Genomic DNA, 22961 nt, shown 5'->3' on the forward strand with positions numbered 1-22961 from the left:
ACCCAAGGATGCTAGATTCAATGACCACAGCCGATTGCCTGACCCTTGCCGATATGCGCGAAGCGCATGAGCGGATCAGGCCACATGTCAACCGCACCCCGGTGCTGCGCTCGGCCTATCTGGACGATCTGACGGGCGCCCAGCTGTTTTTCAAATGCGAAAACTTTCAGGAGGCCGGGGCCTTCAAGGTGCGCGGGGCCTGCAACGCGGTATTCGGTCTGAATGACGAGGTCGCCAAGCGCGGTGTTTGTACGCATTCTTCCGGAAATCACGCGCTCAGCCTGTCTTATGCCGCCGGTCGCCGGGGCATCCCCTGCAACGTGGTGATGCCGCGCACAGCGCCACAGGCCAAGAAAGACGCCGTGCGTCGCTATGGCGGGATCATCACCGAATGCGAGCCCTCGACCACCTCGCGCGAGGCGGTGTTTACCGAGGTGCAGGCGCGTACGGGTGGCGAGTTCGTGCACCCCTATAACGACCCGCGCGTGATTGCGGGGCAAGCGACCTGTTCGGCGGAACTGCTGGAGCAGACCGACGGTCTGGACGCGATGGTCGCGCCGATTGGCGGCGGCGGCATGATCTCGGGCACCTGCCTGACAATGTCGAACCTCGCGCCCGAGGTGAAGATCTATGCCGCGGAACCGGAACAGGCCGATGACGCCTATCGCAGTTTCAAGGCCGGTCACATCATCGCTGATGACGCGCCGGTGACCATCGCCGACGGGCTGAAAGTGCCGCTGAAGGAAAACACCTGGCACTTTGTCTCGAACTTCCTGAGCGACATCCACACCGCCAGCGAAGACGAGATCATCGCCGCAATGAAGATCACCTGGAAATACCTGCGCATCGTGATGGAACCCAGTAGCGCGGTGCCTTTGGCGACCATTCTGAAAAACCCCGACGCCTTCAAGGCCAAACGCGTCGGCGTGATCATTACCGGCGGCAATGTGGATCTGGACAAACTACCCTGGACCCAGGGCTGAGGAGGACAACATGAACAAACCCGTAAACATCGAGCAACTCGAAGTCGGCTACGACATCCCCGCTGCCATCGGCATGGACGCATCCGAGATCCAGACCCCGGCCCTTGTGTTGGATCTGGACGCACTGGAGCGCAATATCCAGAAAATGGGCGACTACGCCAAAGCCCACGGCATGCGCCACCGGGTGCATGGCAAGATGCACAAATCCGTCGATGTGGCGCGGCTACAGGTCGAGCTGGGCGGGGCCTGCGGTATCTGCTGCCAGAAGGTCTCCGAGGCCGAGGTCTTTGCCCGTGGCGGGATCAACGATGTGCTGGTGTCCAATCAGGTGCGTGACCCGGCCAAGATCGACCGTCTGGCGCGGATGCCCAAGTTGGGCGCGCGGACGATCTGTTGCGTCGACGATATCGACAACGTTGCCGACCTGTCCGAGGCCGCGCAGCGTCATGGCACCCGGATCGAATGTCTGGTCGAGATCGACTGCGGCGCAGGCCGCTGCGGTGTCACCACCACGCCCGAGGTCATCGCCATCGCCAAAGCCATCGACGCGGCCCCTGGCCTCAAGTTCGCCGGCATTCAGGCCTATCAGGGCGCGATGCAGCACATGGACCTGTACGCGGACCGCAAAGCCAAGATCGACATCGCCGTGGCGCAGGTGAAAGACGCCGTGGATGGGTTGAAGGCCGAAGGGCTGGACTGTGACATCGTCGGCGGTGGCGGCACCGGGTCATACTACTTCGAGAGCGCGTCGGGCGTGTATAACGAACTGCAATGCGGCTCTTACGCATTCATGGATGCCGACTATGGCCGCATCCTTGACGAAAACGGCAACCGCATCGACCGGGGAGAGTGGGAGAACGCCTTCTTCATCCTCACCAGCGTCATGAGCCATGCCAAGGCTGACAAAGCCATTGTAGATGCGGGGCTTAAGGCGCAATCCGTCGACAGCGGCCTGCCGGTGATCTTTGGCCGCTCGGACGTGGAATACATCAAATGCTCGGACGAACATGGGGTCGTGTCGGACCCGGACGGGGTTCTGAAGGTCAATGACAAGCTGCATCTGGTGCCCGGTCACTGTGACCCAACCGCCAATGTCCACGACTGGTATGTGGGCGTACGGGGCGGCAAGGTCGAAACCCTCTGGCCCGTGTCCGCGCGCGGCAAGGCGTACTGAGGCGAGGGAAGGATCATGAAAGACATGACAGACACACCCTTGTTGATCGTCGGAGAAGACCTTTGCCGGCAACTGGTCGGCCGCGCCGAGGCATTCGATGCGGTTCGGGACGTCTTCGCCGCCATGGCGCGGGGCGACGCCTATAACTTCCCGGTCATCCGCGAAGCCATCGGCTATGCCGACGCGCTTTACGGCTTCAAATCCGGTTTCGACCGCGCTGGTCAGGTGCTGGGCGTGAAATCCGGTGGCTACTGGCCCGGCAATATGGACAAGGGGCTGACCAACCACCAGTCCACCGTCTTTCTGTTCGACCCCGATACCGGACGTCTGTCGGCTCTGGTCGGCGGCAATTATCTGACCGCCGTGCGCACAGCTGCGTCCTCGGCTGTATCCATCGCCCATCTGGCCCGGAAAGATGCCAAGGTGCTGGGTATGGTCGGCGCGGGTCATCAATCCACCTTCCAGCTGCGCGCAGCCGCAGAACAGCGCGACTTTGAAAAAGTCGTCGCCTGGAACCCCCACCCCGAAATGCTGCCCCGTCTGGGCGCGGTCGCGACCGAGCTCGGGTTGGAATTCGAGGCCGTCTCGCAACAGGACCTTGGCGCGCAGGCAGATGTCATCATCACCATCACCTCGGCTTTCGAGCCGCTGTTGATGAAAGACTGGATCAAACCCGGCACGCACCTGGCCTGCATGGGCACAGACACCAAAGGCAAGCAAGAGGTCGACGCGGCCCTTGTCACCGAAGCCACGGTTTTCACCGATGAGGTCGCCCAATCCATCTCGATCGGCGAGGCGCAGCACGCCGTTGAAGCAGGTACCCTGACCGAGGATCAGATCACGCCCATCGGGGCCGTGATTAACGGAACCCATCCGGGTCGCAGCAGCGAGGACCAGATCACCCTGTTCGACGGCACCGGAGTCGGCCTGCAAGATCTGGCAGTGGCCTCTGTAGCGGCCCGGCTGGCACAAGAGGCGGGGTTGGCAGACCAAGCCACGTTGTAACGCCCCGCTGACGCGTCACTCGGCGCTGATTTCTCCCGTCGGTGCCGGGTGCTTGCTGATCTGCCTTCCGGTGAAAACCAGCCGCTATACAAACAGCGAAACCTGCGCCACTAATAGCCTCCGGACGACCTGAGCCAAGAAGGAGCGCAGCATGAAGCTTTTACGTCACGGGCCAAAAGGCGCTGAAAAACCCGGCCTTCTGGATGCCAATGGCACAATCCGCGACCTCAGCGGTCATGTAGATGACATTGCCGGGGCAACGCTTGGCGACGCAGAACTGGACCGGGTGCGCGCAATCGATCCGACCAGTTTGCCAGCGGTGGACGCGGGCACCCGCATTGGCCCTTGCGTCGGTCAGGTTGGCAAGTTCATCTGTATCGGCCTCAACTACGCCGACCACGCCGCCGAAGCCGGCATGGACCTGCCCGCCGAGCCTGTGATCTTCTTCAAGGCAACCTCGGCCATTGCAGGGCCGAATGACGCCATCGAAATCCCCCGCGGATCAGAGAAATCGGATTGGGAGGTCGAACTGGGCGTCGTGATCGGCAAAGAAACCAAATACATCTCCGAAGCCGATGCCTTGAACCACGTGGCGGGTTATTGCGTGGTGAACGACCTGTCCGAGCGCGACTTTCAACTGCATCGCTCGGGCCAGTGGGTCAAAGGCAAGTCGGCGGACACGTTTGGCCCCATCGGCCCGTGGCTGGTGACACGGGATGAGGTGCAGGACCCTCAGAACCTGCCGATGTATCTTGAAGTCAATGGCCATCGCTATCAGGACGGCTCGACCCGGACGATGCATTTCGGTGTTGCCACGGTGATCGCACACCTGTCGCAATTCATGTCCCTGCAACCCGGTGATATCATCTCGACCGGCACGCCTCCGGGTGTGGGCATGGGTCAGACGCCACCGACCTACCTGAAACCCGGCGATCGTTTAGAGGCCGGGATTGCCGGGCTGGGTGTGCAACGACAAGTCACTGTTGCGGGATAAGGGTTGCGATAGCAGTTAGGCATCGTGAAGTCAGGTCAAACAGAGTACGCTGCCAACACGCCTTGATCTCAGCTTGCAGGGACCGACCGTGACGATCCGAATGCTGCGCACCCTTGTTGCGATTGCAGACACAAGAACTTTCAGCGCGGCGGCGGACGTTGTGCATGTCACCCATGCCGCTGTCAGCCAGCAGATGCAGACGCTTGAGGCGGATCTGGGCGTGGCACTGTTTGATCGCAGCACAAGAACGCCGGAACTGACCCCTGTTGCCCATCAGATCGTCGAAAAAGCCCGCAAGATCATCGCGGATTACGACAATCTGGTGCCTTCGGTGATGCAGGAAGGCGAATTGCAAAGCGTGATCCGGCTGGGCGTTCTGCGTACAACGCTGACCGGGTTGGCGCCGCAGGCCATGGCGCAGCTGAAAGCGCATCATCCCGGCATGGGATTACACCTGAAACCCGGATTGACCGGCGCTTTGCTGGCAGACCTGGCCCGCGGAAATCTGGATGCGGCTTTGGTGACCAAGCCCGCCGTCATGCCGCCGGGCGTTATCTTCCGGAAGCTGGTCGAAGAACCGATGCAACTGATCGCCTCGCTGGAGGAACCCGAACTAGACCCGATCACCCTGTTGAAGATCCGACCCTTTATCCGCTTCAACCGCAGCGCCGTGGTCGGGGCGCTGATCGACAACTGGATCCTGTCGAAACGCATCCGGGTCAATGAGGCGATGGAGCTGGACGGGCTTGAGGCCATAGCCAGCATGGTTCACGCCAATTTGGGCGTCTCGATCGTGCCGGACCTTGCCGTTCCGCCGATGGATCCGCTGCCACTCAACCGGCTAAACCTTGGTCCCGATGCGCCCCGCCGGACGCTGGGCCTGATCTATCCCGAGACCCAAAGCAAGATGCGGGCCATGGATGCGCTTTTCAATGCGCTGGCCGGTGTGATAGCTGCATCCAAAAGCACCGGACACACGCCTGCGCATGACATTTGAAACGGTTTTCTATCTGATCCTCGGCGCGGCGGCGGGTGGCTTTATCAACGGGCTTGCGGGCACCGGAACCGCGTTGTTTGCGCTTGGGTTCTACCTCGTCGTGCTGCCACCGGTAACAGCCGTGGCGATTGTCGCCCTCATGTCGGTTCTGGCGGGGCTGCAGGGGCTGTGGATCGTTCGGGCCGACATTCTGGCGCAGCCCCACAGGTTGCTGCGCTTTCTCGTGCCCGGCCTGCTTGGGGTGCCCATTGGCCTTGCGCTGCTGAACCAGATCGACGCCAGCACGTTGCGGATCGGTGTTGCGGGTTTTCTGATCCTCTATGGCGGCTATTTCGGTTTTCGCGCGACCCTTCCCGCGTTCGAGCGTCGAACGCCCTGGCTGGATACCGGGGTTGGCCTGACCGGAGGCATTCTGGGCGGGGCCGCCGCCGTCTCGGGCGCGATCCCGGCCATGTGGCTGTCGCTGCGGCCCTGGACCAAATCCGAGACGCGCGCGGTTTTGCAGCCGTTCAACGTGACCATTCTCAGCACCACGATCTTCCTGCTGTTCTTGAAGGGCGCCTATGACAGCGCGGCCGTGAAAGCGCTGCTGGTGACTGTCCCTTGCGGTCTGATCGCAGCGCAAATCGGCATCATGGTGTTTCGCCGCCTCAGCGACACAGGCTTCCGACGCCTTTTGATCTTGTTGACGCTGCTGGTGGGGCTGGGCGTAATGGCAAGCGAGGTTCTATAGTCCAAACGCAAGACCAATAGAAAGGGCCGACCGGGATGCTTGTATTCTACTATTCCAAAGGCTCCTCCGCGCTTGCCGCACATATCCTTTTGATCGAGGCTGGGGCAGAGTTCACGGCGGTCGAAATCTCAATTCCCGACGGGGCGCATCGCAGCCCGGATTTCTTGCGTAAAACCCCAAAAGGGCGCATCCCGGTTCTGGAAACGCCCGAGGGGCTTCTGACCGAAAACCCAGCTATTCTGGAGTATATTGCCGCCACCCATCCTAAGGCGGGTCTGTTGCCCGATGGCGACTTTGCGCAGGCACAGGCGCGGTCTCTCTGCGCCTATCTCTGTTCGACCGTACATGTCGGATTTGCCCATCTCAAACGCGGCAGCCGGTGGGCTGATCAGGACGCCTCGCTGCAGGATATGCGCGGTGTCGCGCCACGCAATCTTGCGGCCTCAGCGAATCTGTTGGAACAGCAACTGGAGATGACCCCTTGGGCGATGGGCGCACAGTTCAGCTTTTGCGACCCTTATCTGTTCCTGTTGCAGCACTGGATGGCCGCAGCCGATCTGTCGCTGGACCCTTATCCCAAACTGGCCGCACATAACGAAGCCATGCGCGCCCGACCGGCAACGCAGACTGTTCTGGCCCTGTACGGGTCACTGTAGAGCGGCCTCAGATCACTTCATCCCGTCGATCATTGCTTTCACCGTAGCGCTTCATGACAGCAGGTTTCGTGCCCTCATAGACCTGTTCGATAGTCTCGGCGATCTTGGCGTTTTCACGTTCAAACAGACAGTCTCCGTTCATGTCCGAGGCCACGATGAACGGCCCCATCCGCTTGCACCGGATCACCCACATCGCCTGCGCCAGACCCAGTTCCTGGTTCCAATGCACCGCCTCGACGTTTTCCACACCGCGCCCCAACAATGCACCGGTGCCGTAGCCCACGGTGGACAGGTAGACCGTACCATTCGGTACGAAATACTCTTTGTAATCCTTCGAGGACATCCCGCCCTTGCCAACGATCAGTCGCGCCCCGGTCTTGGCGATCCATTCCGGCAACCATTTGGCAAAGCGAAACGACGCGGTCGCCGTCACTGCCCCCATGTCAAACGATCCATCCGCATTGATCCGCGCCGCGGGTGAGCAATGAAAATTGGCGGCACTGTCCGAAGGTAATTCCATCGGGATATTCGCCTTATCCTCCAGCGCGCGCATATAGACACCTTCGCGGGCGGTATACATCAGCCCGGTCAGATACACGATGTCGCCAAGCCGCAGATCGGCGATGTCTTCGGCATTTGGCGTCGTGGACAGCTCAATCTCGCGCAAACTCATTCCGCGGCCTCCTGCACCGGGTTCCAGTCCACTGTTTCGCGGCGCTGATACGGCGTGAACCAATCCGGGTCGGTGCGATGCTCGACCCGACCATCGGCGTGGATGCGCGCGACGGCCCGGCGCGACGACAGGCAGAAGGCGTGGACCGACATGGGCATGCCCCCCGTGTGGCAATAGCCGACCTCGATATTGCAATCGATCACCATGTTCTTGCCCACAAACCCCATGGCGCCCATACCGATAGAGTTGCCCAGTTCCTTGAACTCATCCTCCATCTCGGCAATGCGCGGGTCCGAATTGCGGCTGCCCACCACACGCAGGGTCGAGGCGCGTTTGCCCAGCGTCATGCAGATATCCTTGGACCCACCCAGTCCGATTCCGATGATCGCGGGCTGACAGGCCAGACCGCGCTTGCCAAAGGCCATCAGGCTGTCGAGGTAGAAGCGTTTGATCCCCTGTATCCCGTCCGAGGGGAACAGCATCCGGTAATCGGTACCGAACAGCCCGCCTTTATGCACGGTGATCAGATCGATCCACGCGCCTTCGGGCTCGAACCCGTATTCGATCTCAGGCGCGCCGATGCCGACATTGTTGTCGTGATCCGTGCGCCACAAAGGATGCACCCTATTGGGGCGCAAAGGCACGCCATTTGTGGCATTTGCCGTTGCCCGCCTGAGAGCCGCTTCCAATGCAACCATGCCGCCTTCGATCTGCGCCTCGTTGCCCAGTTTGACAAACCAGCGCGGCACGCCGGTGTCGCCGCACATGGCCCGGCGGTCCTCTTTCGCGGCTTCGTAGTTCTCAAGCATAGCTTTCAGAACAAATGACGACAGATCGCCATCCTCGGTCTTTGCCGCCGCTTTCAGCCCATCGAGGTAATCTTGCGGGATCTCAATCGCCGCCTTGTCCATCAGCGTTTCGGCCGTGGATTGGATGAGCTTGATCGGTATCATCTAGCCGATACCAGAAGTCGCAATCTTTTTCAAAACCGCCATCAAAACTTGCCCCGTTGCATCTATGGCCATAGCCAGAAATCTTTGACTTCTGTGTGTTCTCAGTTCTTGTTTCAGCGCGTTGAAGCCATGGGTCGTTCTACCATTTTTGTCTGTCACGATGTGTTTCTTGCAACCATCGATCACTGGTATCAAAGTACGTCCTGCATCTAACTCGTCCAAACCGGGTTTCAATTTGTAAGAGAAGAAATTTTCACTCTCCGGGCCCTCAGCAAACAATAGGCATGGAGCATCCGAAAAAGGGACTCCCAACTTTTCAGCGATTTTGACAGATTTTCTCATTTCCGCGTCGGTCATTTCTTCCGCGTCATTTACGAATGAAACGAGAACCCAAAGCGAACTTCCTGACGCTTCGTCAAAAAAAGCCCAATTTCTTTTTAGGGCATTAATGTAGCCAACATCCAAAGGCGAGCAAATCAAGAAACACACGAAGCCCTCCTCTTTCCAAACATTGACACTGGAGTTTTCGACGTCGTGAATTGTGTATAGGCCACGCATTTTGTGCTCCGACTAAAACTAAACAATGCAATTCCGATACCACGGCATATCACTTCTCGGCCACCAAAGTCTCGGGCTCGCCCTTTGGCAGGATCGTTTCTCCGGGCTTCACAATTGTGAATTGAACAGGCTCCTGCGAAACTTCCACAGCCCCATCGACCTGTTTGGCAACCGTGAATGCGCTGTCTTCCATCGCGCCCGGCTCGGGGAAATCTTCGCGGTAATGCGCCCCGCGAGAGTTTTCGCGCGCCAGCCCGGCCCGGGTGATGACCTCGGATATATCACAAAGCGAGCGCAGGTTCAGCCAGTCATGCCAGGACAGGTTGAAGGCCAGATTGCTGCCCTCGACCCCCACATCCATCAGCGCGTCGGACACCTGCGCAATCCCTTGCAGGCCACGTGTCAGGCCCGGTTTGGTGCGCATCACGCCCACATCCTCCCACATCAGGTCCTGCAATCGTTTGCGCAGCGGTAGAACAAGGTCGGGTTTGCGTGACAGAGGATGGGTGGCGCGGTCAAGCTCGGCGGTCAGGGCTGCCTCATCGGGCTCACGCAGGGACATGGCCCTTACATCCGCGCCCATCACATCCCCTGCAATACCGCCATAAACCGTTGAATTGGCCACGCCATTGCCGCCCAATCGGTTCGACCCATGCGCGCCCCCGGCGTCCTCACCCGCAACATACAATCCTTCCATTGCCGTGCGCGTGTCTACATCGACAACCACACCGCCCATGAAATAATGCGCGGTGGGCACAACCTCGACCTTGCCAGCCGCCAGATCGAAGCCGCTGTCAGCACAGCGTTTCACCATGCCTTTGAACTTCTGGCGCACGGTCTCGGGGCCCAGATGGGACATCGAGATAAACACCCCCTCCTGTCCCGGATCGTTATTCTTGCGCATCTCGGCATAGATGCCGCGGCTGACCACATCCCGCGTGGCCCGCTCACCCTTAGGGTCATAGTCGAACATGAACCGCTGACCCGCGTGGTTCAGCAATTGCCCGCCCGCGCCCCGCAAGCCTTCCTCTAGCACTGTGCCGGTCATCCGCGTATGATCCCCCGCCAGCAGGCCGGTTGGGTGAAACTGCACCATTTCCATATCGCGCAGCGGGAGGCCCGCGCGCAGCGCCATGGCCAGCCCGTCCATTGTCTTATCCCCGGATGGGGTGTGATAGCGGTACATGGTCGGCCCGCCACCGGTGGCCATCAACACGCATTTGGCGCGGACAAAACGGAAGCGACCCGTGCGCATGTCGATCATCAGAACACCCGACAAGGCGCCGCCGTCCTTGCTGGGAACCAGCCCGATTGCGCGATGTTCCTGCAGTTTTTCGACGCCGCTGGCCAGCACCTTTTCCATCAGCCGGTTGATGATCTCGATCCCGGTCAGATCGCCCTTATGCACCGTTCGGTCCGCAGTCTGACCGGCGAAGGCTTTCTGGTGCAGCGAGCCGTCGGGATTGCGGTCAAAGAAACACCCGACCTCGTTTTCCAATTCCCGAATGCGCACGATGGCCTGTTCGCACAAACGCCACGCCATGTCTTGGTTGGGCAGCCATTTACCGCCATGGATGGTGTCCATGAAATGCCGCTCGACCGTGTCACCGCCACCCAAGGCGACATTGTAGCCACCTTGCACCATCCGCGTGCAGCCGCATTTCCCGATCAAGCCTTTGACGGCGATGGTGATCCTGGTGCCCTCGGGCGCGGTTTGTTGGGCATGCAGCGCGGCAAACAGCCCCGCGCCCCCGCTGCCGAGGATCAGAATGTCGGTATCGTGCCGGTCGATCTCGAAGTGCCGCATCGCTAGATCGCCTGCATGAAAAACAGCCCGGCCACGAGGAACGACATCGCTGCCGCCCCCGCCGCCAGCGTCTTCTGCGATGGACGCCAAGGCAGCCATTCCAGCGCCATCAGGCGCAGGCCGCCGAACATATGCACGGCCAGCAGGAAGACGAGGCCGATTTCGGCCAGCTTCACCGCGCCGGACTCGGTCATTGCCAGGGCCGAGTCCAACCGCGCGGGACCGGTCAGCGCCATGACCAGAACCCAGAAATGGATCGGCAGAAACAGCGCCAGAGCAATCCCGGACAAACGATGCAGAATATAGGCCAGCCACAGCGGATGGGCCCGAGACTGGATACCGCGCGCCGCCCTCATGACGCGGCCCCCACCGCAAACGTGACCGCCCATACCGCGCGTGCACCCAAAGCAAATAGCGCCAGCCCGGTCGCCCACATAAAGACGTCCAGTGCCCGACCCGTCAGGCCACCCCATTCAAAGGCAATGACCCGCAGACCAATGGCCCCGTGAATGGATACCGCAACAGCAAAAAGCCCGTAGAACAGGAACCAGATCAGTGAACCCTGCGTTCGCCCCAAAATCTCGACAGCGGTCAGCCCGCCCTGAATGGCGTAGATCATCACCGCAAGATGCCCCAGCACAAGCGGGGCCATCACCAGCGCCGTCACCCGTTGCAGCATGTAAAGGCGCAAATCCAGCATCAGCGCCCCTTCCGCAATATGGATTTCAGCGTCTCGCGTTTCAGACCGGCGATTGCTGACATCGGGTCCAGCTCGTTCGGGCAGTAGGCCGTGCAGGATCCCATCGAGTGGCAATTGTGGCAACCGCCCTGCCCCGACACCGCCTGCAGTATCTCGGCACGCCCGGCATCCCGGCTGTCATTCACAAGGGTCCAGGCCCGTTGCAGCGCGGCGGGTCCCAGATAATCCGGATGCGCCGCAACCGTATCGCAGGCCGCATAGCAGACCGCGCAGTTGATACACTCGATCCCGGCATTGGCCGTGACCCGTTCGGGGGTGGTTTCGTCGACCGGAGCAATCGGATCGTCTCGCGTCGATACGCCATGGTGAACGCCTTCGGCCGCGACCCATTTGTCGAAAAACGGATCCATGTCCACGACCAGATCCTTGATGACCGGAAGGTTGCGCAGCGGGCCGATGGTCACGCTCTCCCCATCCAGCACCTTTGAGATATGGGTTCGGCACGTCCAGCGCGGCACCCCATTGACCATCATGGCACAGGACCCGCACATCCCCACGCGGCAGGCAAAGCGATAGCTGAGCGTTGGGTCGGCATTCTGCTGAATCCACGAGACAACGTCCAGCACGGTCTGATTGTCCTGGGCCGGGACCTCGAACGCCTCAACGCGATCCGCGCCCCGTTCGATCCGAATGTTTAGCTGCGCCGCTGAATTCATACTCAAGCGTGTCCAGATGCTGTATGGCTGGAACAAAGCTTAACCGACAGTTTGCCTTAATGAACGCGAAAAAATCTTAAGCTTTGTGTAAGAGATAGTTTCGAAAGAGGTGCCGCCGTGGCCGATCTCCCAACTTCCGATCTGCAAGCCGCCCTGCGCGCCCGGTTCTCGGATGCGCCTGAAACGGTGCCCGACGCGGCTGCGCCGTTATACACCATGGCGGCCCGAGGGTCGTGCCGCAGTTTCCGCGACCAGGACATTCACGCTGACCTGCTGGATACACTATGCGCCGTTGCCTTGGCCGCGCCGACCAAAAGCGATCTGCAACAGCGGGATATCATCCTGCTGCGCTCACCCTCACAGCGCCGGAAACTGGCCGAACTGATCCCCGGTCAGGATTGGATTGCAAAGGCTCCGATGATCCTGATCTTCTGCGGCAACAATCGACGTCAAAGGCTGCTGCATGATTGGACAGAGACCCCTTTTGCCAATGATCATCTGGATGCCTTCTTCAACGCCATCACGGACGCCGCCGTCGCGCTTGGGGCCTTTGTCACAGCGGCTGAGGCGACAGGGCTGGGCTGCTGCCCGATCAGCGCGGTGCGCAATCAGGCCCGGATGGTCAGCGACCAGCTGAACCTGCCGCAGCATGTGTTCCCGCTGGCCGGTCTGGCACTGGGCTATCCGGTATCCCCTGCCCCCATTTCCAAGCGACTACCCTTGCGCGTGACATGTCACGAGGATGAATACCGCGAAACCAACCTGCGGGAGGCGATTGAAACCTATGCGCAGGAACGCGCGGTTGCGCAGCCCTACGCCAGCCAAAGGGACTCAGACTACGAAGATACGATACCGGGCTATACGTGGATCGACGACAAGACCCGGCAGTACAGCAAGCCGGAACGCGAAGAATTTGGCGACTATGTCCGCGCGCAGGGGTTTCGACTGACCTAGGTGCAATCCGTTTTCCCGTGTTTGTGGGCCATTGGGCCTCAGGCGGTTCAACACCTCATCCAAGCATCGACAAACCGTTCAGGGCGGGCCAAGCTTGCGCACAGCGTTCGGGCCGAAGCAGGGGGAAGGGATGACCGATTTTCGCCAGACATGCAGGATCACGGCACTTTGTGCCTTTCTGTTCGTGCTGCTCAGCCTGCCTTTGCACGCCCAGACTGCCCCGAACCCGCAAGAGGTGAAACGTATCGTCGATCACCGCTGCGTTGTCTGCCATAGCTGTTATGACGCCCCCTGCCAGTTGAAACTCACCTCGCCCGAGGGGTTGGCACGCGGTGGCAGCAAGCTAGCGGTTTATCACACCGAACGGCTGAAAGATGCGCAACCCACACGCCTTGGCATCGATGCCCAAACGATACCCGAATGGCGTGCGCTGGGGTTTCACCCGGTCATCGATGACCCGTCAGAACCAGCAGATGGTCCAAGCCTGTTAGAGCGATATCTCGAACTCGGTCGCCAGAACCCGTTGCCTGCCGATGGGCCGGTGCCCGAGGTTCTGGGCCTCGCGCTGGATCGCGCTTTGGCCTGTCCGACGCCCGGTGAATTCACCCAATTCCGGGACACAAACCCGCTTGCTGGTATGCCTTACGCCGCCGCAGCGCTGAACGACGCCGAATATGAAACGCTGATCACCTGGGCGCGCAGCGGTGATGCCCTGCCAGCCGCAGCCACCGAAATCCCTGACGCTGTTGCCGACCAGATTACCGCGTGGGAGGCGTTTCTGAACTCCGACGATCTGCGCCACCAGTTGATGAGCCGGTATCTCTATGAACATCTCTTTCTGGCGCGGCTGCATTTCAGCGACGGGCCGGACAGGCTGTTCTTCCAGATGGTGCGATCCACCACGCCTTCGGGGCAAGAGATCGACGTAATCGCCACCCGACGTCCTTTCGACGATCCGGGCAGCGACCGGTTTTATTACCGCCTCCAGCAAATCTCCGAAACTATCGTGCACAAAGAGCATCTGGTCTACGCGTTAAGCCCCGCACGGATGGAGCGGTACAGCCAGCTCTTTCTGACACCGGATTGGACGCTGGACAGCCTGCCCCCGTTCGGAGATGTCGAAGGCGGCGACCCGTTCAGCACATTCGCCCGGATCCCCGCCCGCAGCCGCTATCAGTTTCTGCTGGATGAGGCGTTGTTCTTCGTCCGTAGTTTCATTCGCGGCCCGGTCTGTCACGGCGAAACCGCTGTGGATGTGATCGAAGACCGGTTCTGGGTCAGCTTTCTGGACCCCGACGCCGATCTGTCGATTACCGACCCCAGCTACTTGCAGGACGGTGCCGCCGCGCTCGATCTGCCGGTGTCAAAGGCGGACGATGGCGCGCTTGGCGATCTGCAAGGTTTCTCGCACCAAAACCAAATCAGATATCTTGAGTTCCGAGACGCCCGATACCGCAACAGCCCGTGGCATCAGACCGGGTTCGGGTACGACGCCATCTGGGACGGGGACGGGACCAACCCCAATGCGTTGATCACGGTGTTTCGTCACTTCGACAATGCCTCGGCCATGACGGGCCTGCATGGTGACATTCCGGAAACGGCCTGGGTGATCGACTACCCCATTTTTGAACGTATCTACTATGACCTCGTTGCAGGCTATGACGTGTTTGGCCGGGTCGAACACCAACTCGCCACTCGGCTGTATATGGATGAATTGCGGATGGAGGGTGAAGATACGTTTCTGGCCTTCATGCCCAAAGACGACAGGCGGCAGATGCACGACAGCTGGTACCGGGGTGCGCTGGCAAAGGTGCACACCTATTGGCACCAGCGCCGGGTCGATGACAGCTTTCCAACGGGTATCGCGTATAAGACCGACACCCCGAAGCAGGAGTTCTTCGACACCTTATTAGCCCGCGGCAACGGGTTGTGGCCCCTGCAGGATCCGATCAACCGATGCACCAATGACACCTGCGCGCAGGGAACGGGCGGCGCAATGCGCGCGCTGGCAAGTCAGCGCGGAGACTGGGTCCGCTACCTGCCTGACCTGTCCGTGCTTGCGGTGGAAGGCCCGGATGACGAGGTCGCGTATTTCACCCTCGCCCATGACAAGGCCCATGACAACGTGGCCTTCCTGTTTCACGAGGCCGCCCGGCGCGACCCTGCCGCCGATGTACTGACGGTCATTCCGGGGTTCTTCGGCAGCTATCCGAATTTCTTTTTCCGCGTCCAATCAGATGACCTGCCTGCATTCATTGATGGTATGACCACCATCCGGTCCCAGTCGGATTATATCGCGTTTGTCACCCAATTCGGCATCCGCAGAACCAGCCCCGAATTCTGGGCACTCAGCGACAGGATGACGGCCGAGTTTCTGGGGCAGGCTCCGATTCAGGCCGGACTCTTCGACCTTAATCGTTACAAGGATCCCCGGTCTGATCAGGACCCGACCTGACCCCTGAAATGCAAAGACCCGGTGATCTGCCTCACCGGGTCTTTTTTAGCGTGACGTTTGAATTCAGGCAGCCTCGGTTTCCGGCTGACCCGCGTGAATATTCACTTCGCGCAGGATCAGCGACACCTGCGCTTTCAGCGCATCTGCGACATCCTCCATCGCGTAATGCCGGGCACCTTCTTCCCACCGCTGGTCCTCGGGCTTTTCCGGCTTCGATGTTTTGGGCCGGTAAGCCGACAGCCCGCCATGCAGGTCTTGCAGATGCTTTTGCACGTCCTTGGCAAATTGCGGCTTCTCCTGTTCGGGCAGGGTGTCAATGATCTCTTCAAACTTGAATGGATCGGATTTGCACAGGCCGTGCAACGCCTTCATCGGGGTATCGATGTCCGGTGTCAGGCAACTGTCCTTGGACAGGCGCGGATAGGCCTTGGTTGCGGCGGCGCGTTTGAACTTCAGCCACGATGTCAGCGTCAGATCCGGGGTCCCGGGATGCCAGTCCGACACTTTGGGCACGCTGCGCAGAACCACGGGGTCTTCGCTGTAAAGCGTCTCGAAATATTTCACCACCTTCAGACACACATCCTTGTCCGAGGCCAGGATTTCCGGCGTCAGGCCACAGTTCCGCCCGACCTGAGCGGCCACGGGATCCCCGACAATGGCGATGCCATAGGCCAGAACACATTTGGCCAGGGTCGAGTTCCACGCAATCGCGGTTCTGGCCGCCTTGCGGTTTCCGGGGTTGTTGCGGGCATCGACATACAGCTTCCAGCCGCGCAGGATTTTGGCCTGATCATACATCTTGTAGCCATAATCCGTCAGCGCCTTGGCCATCGAGGTTCCCGCCGCAATGCCTGTTGCCGCGCCCGTTACATCCCCAAGACGCGTGCCCTGAGACACCACACCCAGAACCGAGAAGAACGCATTGAAGGATTTCTGGCTGAGTTGAACGCTGGAGTTTTCCAGCCGTTCCTTCACCGCAGCCTCGTAGACTGATCCGCTGGCCGAGGCTAGGGCCGCGTTCTTGCGCCATGTGTTCAGCTCATCGCCTTTCCGCAACAGGGCAACAGCATCGACGCTGAGTTGGCGCAGTGAATCCGCCAGACCGGTTACCGGGAACAGCCGGGTCAGGACCTTGGTGCCACCGGCCGCAATGGTCTCGATCAGCTTGATCTTCATCTCCGACGCCTTGATTTCGGCGATCAGCGCATCCACCGCCTTCTTCGATTTTTCAACTGCCGCCTCATCCTTCGGGTCTGCAGGTGGGGTGGCGGCGGCAATAACGTCTTTCAAATGCTGAAATTCGGCATCGGCCTCTTCTTCGATGCTGGCCAGAAACTCTTCACGGCTGCCCTTGTCGGCCAGTTTCGCTTTCAGCGCATCCAGTTCCTTGCCGGTCTTTTCCGCTTCAAGCTTCTCGGTGGCCTCTTTGGTCTTGCGGGCGATGGCTTCATTGGCCCCCGGTTTGGCATGGTTTTCATTCAGCGCCTCAACCATCGATTTGATCGACGAATTGACGTCGGCGAAATAGCTGGCATAGCTGAAGGGCGCAAAGCCCGCCTCGCCCGGCGAAAGCTGGAAGGCCGAGCCGGACACATCCAGCCGCTGTTGCAAAAGTTTCTCGATTGACTTGTCCTGCAAATCCTCGGCTTCCGAGTCCGACAGCAAGGCCTTTTCCGGGTAAAGCGCCATCTCGCCATTCACAGTTGCGGACGAGGCCCCGATATGCGCCAGACCGGCGGTCAGATGACCTGCGAGCATTTTGAAATCCGGGTTCGGCTTGGCCAGTTCCTTGCACGCGCCGCCGACATTTGCGGTCATGATGAAAAAGGCGCGGATGCTTTCGGAAACAACCCCGGACAGATAGGGGCGTTCGTCAAATTCCTTGTCTACTTCATGGCTGCCGATGCTTTCGTCGCGGTGCTTGGTCAGATCTGAATCCGCCAGTCCCGAATTTACCTCGCCGCCCACCTGGTTCGTGGCGGCGGCGGCCTCGGCCAGAGTGTCACCCAGCGACGACAGGATGCTCATGACCGCCTTTTCGCGCGCCTCGGGCGTCTTGGCCTGTGCGGCCAGAAGGATTTTATCCGCCAGCTTGTTTCCATTGATCAGTGCGGCCAATGCACCCTGACCGGCGCTGAACCCCTGACGGTGATCATGAGTATTGCCGCCGTCTTCGTTCTGCGACCGGTCCGCAGTGGCCGCCGCGCTGAGTGCGGCGGTGACGACACCGCTCAGCACGTCATTTGCGGCGTCGGATGCGAAATGCAGGGTTTTGCCCACGTCCTTCTCGGGCTTTTCGGCAAAGCGAACGCCCTTTTCGGCAACGGTCAGACTGGTCGTTGCAAGGCTGGTGGCGGCCACGCGCAGCAACTGTTTCCCGGCGACCCAGCGCGGATCGGAAAATTGCTCTGCGGACAGGGCGGCGCGGGCGGCGTCAATGTCGTTGAACTCGGTCACGACGCTGGCAAGTTCGGGGTTTTCCTTTGCCTTTGCCAACACGGTCAACGTGCCAGCGTCGTCCGGCAGTTCCAGCTTGGTGCGTGTTTCGTCGATCAGCGCGTTTTGCTTTGCGCCCAGAACGGCGTTCTTGGCTTCCAACTCACGCCCGTCCGCCCGGCTTCGGCCGGTGATATCGAAATCGGCAAATGTCATTGAAGACGCGGCAATGGTCGAGGCCATCGTGATCGTGTCCTTGGCAATGCCCATGACCCTGAAAACGTCCTCGAATTTCGAGGCAGTGTCGGAATATTCATCCAGCTTGGCATCGTAAATTTCCGAGGCACCGTCGAACATCTTTTTGAATTCGCTGTAGGCGTCGGGTACGATGTTCGACGGGATGATGCCCTCGCGCACCAGGGGGGCCCATAATTCGCGGGCGATGTCTTCGTCGCTGAACAGGCCGCTGTCCTGCATCTCGTGCTGGCGGTCCAGAATCTTGGCCAGCGATTCACTTGCCGCCTTCATCACCTCGGGGGTGACACCGGTTGCGTCGGGCAGGTCGGCATAGCTGTCCACCTCGGACATCATCTTGCCGTTCAGCCAATCCATCTTGCCCTTGCCCGGCAGTTTGAACACGCCCGCATGACGTGCCATCGAGACCTTGAAATCCTGTGCCTCTTTGATGCCCTGTTTGTCCGCATCCAGTTTCGTCAGGATATCGGTCAAGACCGCCGCTTTCTGGGCCGTCGCCTCGGCGCTTTTTTCAAAGTCTACGGCCTTGCCCTGTGCGGTTTCCAGCCATTTGATCTGAGTGTCTGTAAAAGCCATGTCTATTCCTTGTTCCGGTCTTTACGCCGGTCTCATCAAATTCAGGACGCCAGTTGCAGCAGCCGGACTTCCAGTTGGGTCAGTTCGTCAACGGCGATGTGAAGTTTGTTCTGAACGCTGGTGAACGGGTGGTTGAGGTAATGCTGGATGCCCGCATTGCCCCGGATCTGAGTCAGCAGCGGGCGCACCTGCCGCAGGGCTTGTTCGCGCGCCTGTTTCCGGGCGGCAAGATCCTGATCCCGATCCGCGATGATGTCCGTGTGGGTCTTCAGACCCTGCAGAACCAGTTGCGAGGAGATGTTGTTCGCAAACCGCTGCAAGGCCGCCTGATCCACCACATTCTGTCCGTCGCCTTTCAGCGCATCGACCTGAGTGACAAAATCGTTCCGCACGAAATCGGCGGCATCCTGAAGGGTTCCGATGCACCGTTCGGCATAGGTGGTCAGCCCCTGCGCCAGATCGTCCCGGAAACCGGTGATCTCGCTGCGGATGAAGTCCATGCTTTGTTGCAGGTCGTTGAAACGCTCTTTGTTCTTGGCGAACTCATCCTTGGTGATCGAACGCTTTTCCAGAACCGTCAACTCATCCCGAAGATCCCGCAGCCGGGACAGATCAAAGGTTTCGGGATCGACACGGGAATGGCCTTTGAACTTGTCCAGAATGCGCTTGAGGCTGACCTTGTCGCGCAGCATCGCGTCCAGTTCGTCTTTCAGCGGTTTGGCCATGGCCGCGAATTCCTTGGCCCTGTCCTTGTTGTTCCGCCGGTCTTCCTGATCCTTGAGATAATCAGATGTGATCTGGTCCAGCTTCTGCTGATCGTGGTGGTTCAAATCAGACGTCTGCTTCAACTTCGCAAGATCATAGAGGATTTCAGCCTGCCGGGCGGTCTTCTTCTTAAGGTCGCCCATCTTTGAAAGGGCGTCGGACATATCCTCTTTGGTCAGCGCATTTTTTGCCAGTTCAAGCAGGTCTTCATGCTCGATCTTCAGCGGTCCGGCCCCTTTGGACTTTGCGAGCCGTTCGAAGAACGGGATCTTGTCATGCGGCAGAACTGCCCGGATCTTTGAAACCAGATCATCATTCACAAGCGCTGCGACCCTGTCCAAATCCTTGATCACCGCCGCGCTTTTGGTTTCAAAGTCCTTCCCGGTCTTCTCAGCCTCTTTGGCATTTGTGTGCAGCTCTTCGAAATCGGTGCGCAGCAGCTGCGAAAACTCGATTTTCGCAGTTTCAATCGGCATTGTGGTGTAGCCCGCGCTCAGCTTGCTGACCTTTTCAGCCAGGCGCAGCCTTTCCTCGATGTAGAACCCGGCGGTCCGGCCCGAGGCCAGTTTGTCGATCTTATCCGACAGATCGGCCAGCTTTTTCTTCAGCTTGGCATAGTCACCGGCGTTATTTGCAATCCCATCCAGAATGCCCTTGGCCTTTTCCAACTCTTGCTTGGCGATGCTGTCCACGCCCTTGACGCCCGAGGCGTGCAATTCATCCAGAAACTCGAGCGAGTCCAAAACGGCCTGCACGGTTTCCCGCGGGACCTTCTTGTTGCCCCGGCGCGGGATCTGGACGTAAACATCGTGGTCCAGATCCTTGTAGGTCCCGGCCTTGCGCTCGACATGTGTCTTGTCGTCTTTTGTTTCGATCCGGCCAAGGTCGTCGCGTTTGATCAGCTTATCGAACTGCTCACGGACTTCGGCCGTCACTTTCCCAAGCTCCGCGTCATCCCATTCCTTGCCTTTGGCTTGCTCTTCATATCTCTCGGCGCTGGATTTGAGCAAGTTGAGGTCGCTGACAGTGCCCAGAACGGTACGGCCTTCGCGCGCCTGAATGGATGCCAGTTCGGCTTCGATATTATGCGCCCACTGATCGAACCCTTCCTTGTCCAGGCTGTTGCGAATGACGCCGATCCGGTCGCTGGTCTTGGTCAGAACGCCGATGGCCTTGCCGGTTTTCTGAACCTCGTCTTCCAGCATTCCCCAATAGGCGTGTTCTTCGGGCGCGACCTCCTGCGACAGGTCTTTCAGCTTGGCCTCAAGGGACTTTGCCAACCCGACAAATTCGATCTGACGCAAGCTGCGCGCGGCCTCTTGTGTTTTGCTTGTCAGGGCTTTCAGCGCTGCCGAAGGTTCCGGCGCGGGCTGCGAAACCTGCGCCGCCAAACGGGCCGTGCGAATGTCTGACAGATCATGTTGCACATCGGTCAAGGTGGACTGCGCTTCGTCGAAACCGCCCAGTTTCGCCTGTGCCTCGGCAATCTCCAGCTTCCGGTCGCACAGGGCCAGCATCTCTGCAAGGATGCCTTGAGTCCTGTCATCAAGACCGGATGTCGGGATCAGCTTCCCTTCGGCCTCGCGCTGCTTTTTGATCAACTTCACCTGCGACTGGATAAGATCGACCTGAGATTTGTTCTGCGGCGCAGCCTGCGCGTTGCTGTCCTGCGCGCGCAATTCCTCTTGCAATTCGGCCAGTTCTTCATGGGTGGACTCGGCGTGCTCAAGCTCGCTGGCGATCAGTTGAACCGTGAACTCGGCCTGCACCTGATCCACGATTTCGCGAACCGGCTGTTCGGCTTGCACATCGGTTTCACTGGAAGTTTCCACCGACGCAGCGGGTCCGGCGTCCGGAAACGCCCATCCGCGCAATTTGTAGTAATTCTGAACCCAGTCCAATTGCTTTGGGTCCATTGTCGGGAATTCCATTGTTTCCGGCATTTAGGCTCTTACCCTTTACATATCCAGATCTTTAATTTGGAACGCAATGTGAAATAGATTACACAACCTCAGAGAGTATAACCTTTTTCACCACTTTCCTTTTCAAGACCCATACGCAGTCATCAATACGTGCCTGCCCCGATTCCAAATGCGGATCGGTTTCGGCTAAATAACCCGTAGACTGTATTCCGAGGGGGATTCAACTAAAGCAATTCAAAGTTTTCGTGTGGTTTGTTACCAAGGCAGCGAAGGCTTGAACCGCATACCACGCAGGGGTTTACGTAACCTCGCAAAAGGTAAAACAATCCCGATCAAAACGGCAGACTTGTTGTCCGTTTGGTCAAATACAAACCCAAACTTTATCAATTTTCTGGAAACCGGCACCGTTTCAGACCTGTTGATCAAAAAACCTGTAACCAAATACACGCAAATGTATATCAGGTTTAATTGTGCAGCATCGCCTCATATGCTCTTAGATCGAACTGTATGAGTCTCGGCACCCGAAAGTGCCGTAATTTCGTCCGGTGTGGAGTGATCACTGTGGATAAAGCGCAGATAAAAGAATTAAAGGCCAAATTGGCAATCGCGAAAACGAAACCGCTCAATTTCGCGTTTGCCCCGGCCAAGGCGGTCGCCGACAGTGCGTGTGAACTGCACGCAACAACCAAGGCAGAAAAGCTTCGCAAGACGGTCAAGGCCGACGCGGGGGTTTCAGACAATAAGGCGGTTGTGTGGGGCGTTGCCAAACTGGAAGACAAGTTTCTTGTCATCACCTGCGAGGATGAACCCAAGCGCCCGTCCGTCAAGGCGTTGCGGCAGTTTCTGAAAGCCGCCAAGCTAAGCTTCAAGGTTCGCATTCTGGATTCCAGCGGCAAGGTGCTGGATGACGAACTTGACGATGAAGATCAGGACATCGCCGATCAAGGCGCTGTGGCTGACGCTCCAGCTGATGAGGCCGACGACACCCCGGCTTCCGATGACATGGGCGAGTTGCAGAAGAAATTCGAAACGCTCAGCCGCATGACCAGGGCCGTTGCCGAGCAGAACCCTGATCGGTCGCAGGCCTTGCTGTCGGCGCTGCAAACCATCGGCGGTCTGGTCGAGGCCGGGGATCAGGACAAGGCCCGCGCGGGGATGGCCCGTCTGGCGGCGGCGCTGAAAAAGCAGGGTTCGGCTGACCAGCCAAAAACGGATGCCAAGGCGGTCAGTGCAACCTTCAAAAAACTTGTGCAGCTTCGATCTGACACCAACGCGAATTTCGACAAGCTGATGACCACCCTTGCCCAGCAGCCGGACCCAAGGATCAGCCGCATCGCAAATGACGATTACAAAAGCGTCTTTGGCGGGGCGACCGGCCTGCTGGACAGCATCGAAACGGATCTGTTTGCAGCGGCGGGCGTCTGGAACCAGACCCAGGGCGCAGAACGAAAAGCTGCCGAGGCGGAAATCCGTCACTGCATCCAACGTTTGCGCAGCCATTTGGACGGCAATGCGCTGATCGCGCTGCTGGAGGACAACCCGTTTGTATCCAGCTTGAAGATCAAGGCCCCTTTGCTGGCCGTTCTGAATGAGCTTGACGGCCAACTGACCGCCTGATTGCTTTAGCCAGACAAAAGCCCGCCCAATCA

General features: G+C 59.2%; 19 protein-coding genes. 10 read left to right on the top strand and 9 right to left on the bottom strand.

Annotated features, from left to right (window positions below):
• Positions 1-8 precede the first annotated feature (8 nt).
• From bhcB to ACR0KX_RS03050, 7 genes are all read left to right on the top strand, one after another.
• Entirely contained in the window at positions 9-983 is a 975-nt protein-coding gene (gene bhcB, locus ACR0KX_RS03020) for a beta-hydroxyaspartate dehydratase BhcB (RefSeq protein WP_170622439.1), read from the top strand.
• Between the two features lie 10 nt (positions 984-993).
• A complete protein-coding gene (gene bhcC / locus ACR0KX_RS03025; RefSeq protein ID WP_170622440.1) occupies positions 994-2157 on the top strand; it encodes a 3-hydroxy-D-aspartate aldolase BhcC in 1164 nt (387 codons plus the stop codon).
• Positions 2158-2181: 24 nt separating this feature from the next.
• Complete coding sequence (gene bhcD, locus ACR0KX_RS03030; RefSeq protein WP_170622666.1) at positions 2182-3162, top strand: iminosuccinate reductase BhcD; 981 nt, start codon at positions 2182-2184, stop codon at positions 3160-3162.
• A gap of 151 nt (positions 3163-3313) precedes the next feature.
• Positions 3314-4156: a fumarylacetoacetate hydrolase family protein gene (locus ACR0KX_RS03035; RefSeq protein WP_480707823.1), complete on the top strand. Its 843-nt coding sequence runs from the start codon at positions 3314-3316 to the stop codon at positions 4154-4156.
• Between the two features lie 100 nt (positions 4157-4256).
• The gene (locus ACR0KX_RS03040) at positions 4257-5153 is read left to right on the top strand and encodes a LysR family transcriptional regulator (RefSeq protein WP_480707824.1); all 897 of its coding nucleotides are present in this window, start codon (positions 4257-4259) and stop codon (positions 5151-5153) included.
• Positions 5143-5886: a sulfite exporter TauE/SafE family protein gene (locus tag ACR0KX_RS03045; protein WP_170622443.1), complete on the top strand. Its 744-nt coding sequence runs from the start codon at positions 5143-5145 to the stop codon at positions 5884-5886. Before ACR0KX_RS03040 ends, ACR0KX_RS03045 begins: the two co-directional genes overlap by 11 nt.
• 35 nt (positions 5887-5921) lie before the next feature.
• Positions 5922-6542 carry a glutathione S-transferase family protein gene (locus tag ACR0KX_RS03050; protein ID WP_480707825.1) on the top strand — a complete coding sequence of 207 codons (621 nt, stop codon included), beginning with the start codon at positions 5922-5924 and terminating at the stop codon, positions 6540-6542.
• A 7-nt stretch (positions 6543-6549) separates the two neighbouring features.
• On the opposite strand, the gene ACR0KX_RS03055 is transcribed toward ACR0KX_RS03050, so the two are convergent.
• The 7 genes from ACR0KX_RS03055 to ACR0KX_RS03085 are packed head-to-tail and all read right to left on the bottom strand — an operon-like array spanning position 6550 to position 11949.
• Entirely contained in the window at positions 6550-7215 is a 666-nt protein-coding gene (locus ACR0KX_RS03055; protein WP_480707826.1) for a fumarate hydratase C-terminal domain-containing protein, read from the bottom strand.
• The gene (locus ACR0KX_RS03060; RefSeq protein ID WP_480707827.1) at positions 7212-8168 is read right to left on the bottom strand and encodes a fumarate hydratase; all 957 of its coding nucleotides are present in this window, start codon (positions 8166-8168) and stop codon (positions 7212-7214) included. Before ACR0KX_RS03060 ends, ACR0KX_RS03055 begins: the two co-directional genes overlap by 4 nt.
• The gene (locus ACR0KX_RS03065; protein ID WP_480707828.1) at positions 8169-8726 is read right to left on the bottom strand and encodes a hypothetical protein; all 558 of its coding nucleotides are present in this window, start codon (positions 8724-8726) and stop codon (positions 8169-8171) included. It lies immediately after the preceding gene.
• Positions 8727-8775: 49 nt separating this feature from the next.
• Positions 8776-10533, bottom strand: a complete 1758-nt coding sequence (locus tag ACR0KX_RS03070; RefSeq protein ID WP_480707829.1) for an L-aspartate oxidase — start codon at positions 10531-10533, stop codon at positions 8776-8778.
• A gap of 2 nt (positions 10534-10535) precedes the next feature.
• Entirely contained in the window at positions 10536-10889 is a 354-nt protein-coding gene (gene sdhC, locus ACR0KX_RS03075; RefSeq protein ID WP_480707830.1) for a succinate dehydrogenase, cytochrome b556 subunit, read from the bottom strand.
• Complete coding sequence (locus ACR0KX_RS03080; RefSeq protein ID WP_480707831.1) at positions 10886-11233, bottom strand: succinate dehydrogenase; 348 nt, start codon at positions 11231-11233, stop codon at positions 10886-10888. Before ACR0KX_RS03080 ends, sdhC begins: the two co-directional genes overlap by 4 nt.
• Positions 11233-11949, bottom strand: coding sequence for a succinate dehydrogenase/fumarate reductase iron-sulfur subunit (locus ACR0KX_RS03085; protein ID WP_170622451.1), 717 nt, complete (start codon positions 11947-11949; stop codon positions 11233-11235). Before ACR0KX_RS03085 ends, ACR0KX_RS03080 begins: the two co-directional genes overlap by 1 nt.
• 117 nt (positions 11950-12066) lie before the next feature.
• Here ACR0KX_RS03085 and ACR0KX_RS03090 point away from each other — a divergent pair, with 117 nt between their 5' ends.
• Positions 12067-12903 carry a nitroreductase family protein gene (locus ACR0KX_RS03090; protein WP_480707832.1) on the top strand — a complete coding sequence of 279 codons (837 nt, stop codon included), beginning with the start codon at positions 12067-12069 and terminating at the stop codon, positions 12901-12903.
• Positions 12904-13033: 130 nt separating this feature from the next.
• Positions 13034-15358: a fatty acid cis/trans isomerase gene (locus ACR0KX_RS03095; protein WP_170622452.1), complete on the top strand. Its 2325-nt coding sequence runs from the start codon at positions 13034-13036 to the stop codon at positions 15356-15358.
• 63 nt (positions 15359-15421) lie between these two features.
• Here the strand turns inward: ACR0KX_RS03095 and ACR0KX_RS03100 are convergent, their stop codons facing one another.
• On the bottom strand, positions 15422-18625 hold the full coding sequence (locus ACR0KX_RS03100; RefSeq protein WP_480707833.1) for a hypothetical protein: 3204 nt from the start codon (positions 18623-18625) through the stop codon (positions 15422-15424).
• A gap of 41 nt (positions 18626-18666) precedes the next feature.
• Positions 18667-21333 (bottom strand): DUF2408 domain-containing protein, encoded by a 2667-nt coding sequence (locus ACR0KX_RS03105; protein WP_170622454.1) that lies wholly within the window; start codon positions 21331-21333, stop codon positions 18667-18669.
• Between the two features lie 576 nt (positions 21334-21909).
• On the opposite strand from ACR0KX_RS03105, the gene ACR0KX_RS03110 reads away from it, so the two are divergent.
• On the top strand, positions 21910-22929 hold the full coding sequence (locus tag ACR0KX_RS03110; protein WP_480707834.1) for a hypothetical protein: 1020 nt from the start codon (positions 21910-21912) through the stop codon (positions 22927-22929).
• The last annotated feature ends 32 nt before the right edge of the window (positions 22930-22961 follow it).

The sequence above is a fragment of the Ruegeria sp. BG5 genome (genome assembly GCF_056538425.1).

Coding starts and splice junctions, on each gene's coding strand:
- ACR0KX_RS03060 (WP_480707827.1), bottom strand. CDS start 8,168: ATGATACCGATCAAGCTCATCCAATCCACGGCCGAAACGCTGATGGAC.
- ACR0KX_RS03070 (WP_480707829.1), bottom strand. CDS start 10,533: ATGCGGCACTTCGAGATCGACCGGCACGATACCGACATTCTGATCCTC.
- ACR0KX_RS03095 (WP_170622452.1), top strand. CDS start 13,034: ATGACCGATTTTCGCCAGACATGCAGGATCACGGCACTTTGTGCCTTT.
- ACR0KX_RS03100 (WP_480707833.1), bottom strand. CDS start 18,625: ATGGCTTTTACAGACACTCAGATCAAATGGCTGGAAACCGCACAGGGC.
- bhcB (WP_170622439.1), top strand. CDS start 9: ATGCTAGATTCAATGACCACAGCCGATTGCCTGACCCTTGCCGATATG.
- ACR0KX_RS03065 (WP_480707828.1), bottom strand. CDS start 8,726: ATGCGTGGCCTATACACAATTCACGACGTCGAAAACTCCAGTGTCAAT.
- bhcD (WP_170622666.1), top strand. CDS start 2,182: ATGACAGACACACCCTTGTTGATCGTCGGAGAAGACCTTTGCCGGCAA.
- sdhC (WP_480707830.1), bottom strand. CDS start 10,889: ATGAGGGCGGCGCGCGGTATCCAGTCTCGGGCCCATCCGCTGTGGCTG.
- ACR0KX_RS03045 (WP_170622443.1), top strand. CDS start 5,143: ATGACATTTGAAACGGTTTTCTATCTGATCCTCGGCGCGGCGGCGGGT.
- ACR0KX_RS03050 (WP_480707825.1), top strand. CDS start 5,922: ATGCTTGTATTCTACTATTCCAAAGGCTCCTCCGCGCTTGCCGCACAT.
- ACR0KX_RS03035 (WP_480707823.1), top strand. CDS start 3,314: ATGAAGCTTTTACGTCACGGGCCAAAAGGCGCTGAAAAACCCGGCCTT.
- ACR0KX_RS03085 (WP_170622451.1), bottom strand. CDS start 11,949: ATGAATTCAGCGGCGCAGCTAAACATTCGGATCGAACGGGGCGCGGAT.
- ACR0KX_RS03040 (WP_480707824.1), top strand. CDS start 4,257: ATGCTGCGCACCCTTGTTGCGATTGCAGACACAAGAACTTTCAGCGCG.
- ACR0KX_RS03105 (WP_170622454.1), bottom strand. CDS start 21,333: ATGCCGGAAACAATGGAATTCCCGACAATGGACCCAAAGCAATTGGAC.
- ACR0KX_RS03055 (WP_480707826.1), bottom strand. CDS start 7,215: ATGAGTTTGCGCGAGATTGAGCTGTCCACGACGCCAAATGCCGAAGAC.
- ACR0KX_RS03080 (WP_480707831.1), bottom strand. CDS start 11,233: ATGCTGGATTTGCGCCTTTACATGCTGCAACGGGTGACGGCGCTGGTG.
- bhcC (WP_170622440.1), top strand. CDS start 994: ATGAACAAACCCGTAAACATCGAGCAACTCGAAGTCGGCTACGACATC.